This is a genomic window from Microbispora sp. NPDC049633 (genome assembly GCF_040675265.1).
GTDB classification, from domain to species: Bacteria; Actinomycetota; Actinomycetes; order Streptosporangiales; family Streptosporangiaceae; genus Microbispora; species Microbispora maris.
Genome location: NZ_JBFAOO010000350.1, coordinates 1 through 3,957, shown reverse-complemented (window position 1 = coordinate 3,957; position 3,957 = coordinate 1). Strand labels below are relative to the sequence as shown.

At 72.1% G+C, this 3,957-nt stretch carries 3 protein-coding genes and 1 pseudogene; 1 reads left to right on the top strand and 3 read right to left on the bottom strand.

Annotated elements, in window-relative coordinates:
• Positions 1-71: 71 nt before the first annotated feature.
• The 3 genes from dacB to AB0J39_RS38595 all read right to left on the bottom strand — a co-directional run bounded on the left by dacB (position 72) and on the right by AB0J39_RS38595 (position 3,368).
• Positions 72-1,694 (bottom strand): D-alanyl-D-alanine carboxypeptidase/D-alanyl-D-alanine-endopeptidase, encoded by a 1,623-nt coding sequence (gene dacB / locus AB0J39_RS38605; RefSeq protein WP_363474040.1) that lies wholly within the window; start codon positions 1,692-1,694, stop codon positions 72-74.
• 100 nt (positions 1,695-1,794) lie between these two features.
• The gene (locus AB0J39_RS38600) at positions 1,795-2,331 is read right to left on the bottom strand and encodes a DUF1707 and FHA domain-containing protein (protein ID WP_363474038.1); all 537 of its coding nucleotides are present in this window, start codon (positions 2,329-2,331) and stop codon (positions 1,795-1,797) included.
• A gap of 128 nt (positions 2,332-2,459) precedes the next feature.
• On the bottom strand, positions 2,460-3,368 hold the full coding sequence (locus tag AB0J39_RS38595) for a CAP domain-containing protein (protein WP_363474036.1): 909 nt from the start codon (positions 3,366-3,368) through the stop codon (positions 2,460-2,462).
• 321 nt (positions 3,369-3,689) lie between these two features.
• On the opposite strand from AB0J39_RS38595, the pseudogene AB0J39_RS38590 reads away from it, so the two are divergent.
• Positions 3,690-3,957 (top strand): annotated as a pseudogene (locus AB0J39_RS38590) (hypothetical protein); the annotation flags it as partial.

Below are 3,957 nucleotides of genomic sequence, written 5' to 3'. Positions count from 1 at the left end.
CGCCGCCCCCCGCCCGCGAGGTGGGGAGCGGCGCCGCGTCGCGTTCGCCGGCCATCACGGGGCCGGACGCTTCAGCACCGCGCGGGCTTGAGCCAGGAGCATTCGAGGTCACCTGGCGCACGTGGGGCCGGCGGAGCGGCCTCCCGCGGCGAGGACCCTGAGGTCGTGTCGCGCGCGGCCGCCGTCTCGTCCACCGTCTCGTTCACCGTTTCGTTCGCCGTTTCGTTCACAGGGGCCTTCCTGCTGAACTGGGCCAGCCTCACGGCGATCCGGTCCTCCAGGTCCCTCGGCGGGCCGGACAGGTAGCCGTTGCTTATGACCGAGAAGACCAGCTGCTCCCCGTCCGCGCTGGTCACGTAGCCCGACAGCGCGGTCACACCGGTCAGCGAGCCGGTCTTGGCGTGGACGTTCCCGGCCGCCGCCGTGCCGCGCATCCTGCTGCGCAGCGTCCCGCCGACCATGCGGTCGGCCTCTCCCGCGATCGGCAGGGCGGCGTACCACGTCGGGAACCAGGGCTTGCCGCGCACCGCCGCCAGCAGGGCCGTGATTCCGGCGGGTGTCAGGGCGTCGACCCGGGACAGGCCGGAGCCGTCCCGCAGCCGCAGCGTCCGCACGCCGTTCGCCTGCGCGAACGCGGTCGTCACGGCGAGGCCCGCCGCCCACGTCCCGGCGCCGGACACCTTGCGTCCCATCGCCTTGGTGAGGATCTCCGCGTGCATGTTGTTGCTCAGCTTCATGAACGGCACGGACAGCTCGCCGAGGGTCATCGACCGGCGTGAGGCGATCGTGGCCGCCTTCGCCGGGGCCGTCCCGCGCACGGTCGGCCCGAGCACCTTCACGCCGTGCCGGGCCAGCGCCTCCCGGAACAGCGTCGCCGCGTAGAGCGTGGGATCCCACACCGCGACCCACTCGTCGTACGGCTCGGAGACCGTGCCGCTGACCACGACGGTGTTGGTGCCGTGCTGCCGCTCGACGAGCACGTCCGTCTCGTCGCCGGTGACGGCCCTGTTCACGATCTTCACGTAGCCGGTCGCCGGCGTGGTCGACACCTTGGCGGCCTTGCCGGGGCCGTCCCCGGGCGCGACCGAGACGATCACCGAGCCCGCGTCGTAGTCGGTGTCGGGCGCCGCGGTCAGCGCGGAGATCTGCCCCGCGTAGTAGTACGGCTCGTCGTCCCACGCCCAGTCGGTGCCGAGCCGCACGTCGTCGAACCAGGTGTCGTCGGCGACCAGCCGGCCCGTGACGAGCTTCACGCTCGCCGCCGCGACCTCGGCGGCGAGGGCGTCGTAGTCGGCGGCGAGCAGGGTGGGGTCGCCCGTGCCCCGCAGCGTGAGATCCCCGGCGACCGTACGGCCCACGCGAGACGCGGCGAGCACGTCGGTCGTGAAGCGGAAGTCCGTGCCGAGCGTGTCGAGGGCGGCGGCCGAGGTGAGCAGCTTGGTGTTGGAGGCGGGGGCGAACAGCTTGTCCGCGTCGAGCGAGTAGAGGTCCTCGCCGGTGGCGGCCGCGCGTACGGCGACGCCCGCCCGCGCGGGGGCCAGCCGGGAGTCGGCGAGGATCTGGTCGAGATCGCGGGTCAGGTCCGCGACGCCGGGGGCCGGGTCCCGGGCGCCGGCGGAGGCGCCGGAGCCGGCGATCCCGATGGCCAGGACCGCTCCGGCCAGCATGGTCGTGATTCGTCGTGACAACCGCACAGTCCGCTCCCGGGTGAGTGGCTTTCCGCGATCGTCGATGAGCCACGCCAGGGCATCAATACGGAAATGTACGTATTAGGTCGTGTCCCGGGTCGCGTGGTCAGGCCGGGAGCGAGACCAGGAACACGCAGTCGCCGAAGGCCACCTCGTCACCGGCCCGTACGTGTGCGGGGCCGACCAGGCGCCAGCCGTTCAGCCGGGTGCCGTTCATCGAGCCGAGATCGACCAGCAGCCACGAGTCGTCGTGCTCGCGCCGCAGCTCGGCGTGGACCCGCGAGACGGTCAGGTCGGCGAGGACGAGGTCGCAGGAGGAGCCGCGGCCGACCAGGTAGCGGGCCCGGCCGTCGGCGGGCAGGGCGAGCCGGGGCATCCGGGGACGCCGCCAGGCGGACTCGATCCGGTTGCTCAGCTCCGACACGGAGGCGACGGCGTCGGTGATCCTTCTACGCCAGCGCCGGCGGTGCGGGAGGTCGGCGACCAGCTCGTCCAGCTCGTTGCGGTTGCGGGCACGAAGCGCCAGGTCCACCCGGCCGACGAAGGTCTCCATGGACAGGCGTCCTTCGGCGGCCCGGTCGCGGAGCTCGCTGAGCGCACGCTCGCGGTCCCCGTCCGAGGCGCGAACCGGGGGAGAGCTCATGATTGGAAGTATCCGCCGCAGTGGTCCGAGGTGTCCAGAAGACCGCCGTAATCGCCTTCGATCCCGGCCCGGGAGCGGGGCCGCCGGGCGTGGCGTCCCCGCTCCCGGTCGAGAGACCGATGGCGTCTCTACTGCCGGCCGAAGTCCTGGGTCCAGTACGCGCCGGAGGCCACGTACCCGACCCCGATGTCGGTGTAGGTGCAGTTGAGGATGTTCTGCCGGTGCCCGGGGCTGTTCATCCAGCCCTGCACCACCGCCTGGGCCGTGCCGTAGCCCTTGGCGATGTTCTCCGCCGCGGCCCGCCAGGTGTAACCGGCGGCCGTGATGCGGTCGGCGAAGGAGCGGCCGTCCTTCGAGGTGTGGTCGAAGTAGTTCTTCGCGGACATGTCAGCCGAGTGGGCGTACGCGGCGGCGCGCAGCCGCGCGTCGTGCTTCAGCGGGCCGCAGCCCGCCTTGGCCCGCTCGACGTTGGTGAGGCGCACGACCTCGTTCTCGACGGCGGTGCCCACGCCCGAGCCGCTCGTGGGAGAGGCGCTGGGAGTGGCGGTGGCGGGGGCGCTCGCGGTGGGGACTGTGGAGGGACTCGCGGTGGGGACCGCGGAAGGGCTCGCCGTGGGGACGGTGGTGGGTGCCGGGGAGGCGGTGGCCGAGGGAACGGGGGCGGGGACGTCACAGTCGAGGCGCACCGGCCTCGACCGCGACACGTGGCCGCGGTAGTCCGTGACCACGCTGTAGTACGCACCGTCCACGCAGGTCAGGGCGACGATGACACGCGCGTTCCTGACCACCTTGGAGCCGCTCTTGACGACGCGGTCGGGGCCGGGCCTGCTGCTCACGATCCGGACCCGGAAACGGGCGTCGTCGAAGCAACCGGCCCGCGAGCCGGCCGCGCGAATCTTGCCGTCCAGGGCGACGTAGGGCTTCGCGGCGGCGACCCGGCAGCCCCTGTGCTGGGCCTCGGCCTGAGCGGGCGCGGCCGCCATGCCGACGGCCGCGACGCTTCCGAGGCACAGGACCGCTCCGAGCGCTCTATTCACGATCATTCTCCAGTGGGGGTTAGACGCTGGGGAAGTCGTCATTATGGTGCGATACAGACCGACATGTGGGGATAAATCGGTCCAATCCCGAAAGAATCTACCTTTTCTTAAACATGGCTTATCCTCCGTACGGCACTGGATGTCCCATACTCCGCAGGTCAGCACCGTGATCAGCGAGGGGAACGCCTTGAGGCGCGCTTAAGGTCGTGGCCGGCCTTCCGCGCCACGCGTTCCAGCTCCTCGCGGTAGCTCTCCCACCAGGACAGGTCGTCGGCCGTCACGACGCCGCCGCTGCCGCACTGGTATCGCGGCATCGCGGCGGTGGCCGGCTTCGCCGTGCAGGTGCCGCTCACCCGCTGCCCGAGCCGGCGGTATGCCCTGACCGGTGCCAACGGCCGGCCGGCCGTGGCCTTCTACGTCGGCGAGGGCGCCGCCCGCCCGCACACCGCCTGGTCGATCGCCGTGCTGACCCTGCGGGACGAGCGGATCTGCGAGATCACCTCATTCCTCGGCGCGGAGCACTTCGCCGGGTTCGCGCTGCCCGCCGTGTTGCCCGCCGTGTTGCCCGCCGCCATGCCGAGGTTCGCGG

What these genes read in the sequence shown, in the direction of transcription:
- AB0J39_RS38600 (WP_363474038.1), bottom strand. Translation starts at nt 2,331, where the DNA reads ATGAGCTCTCCCCCGGTTCGCGCCTCGGACGGGGACCGCGAGCGTGCG.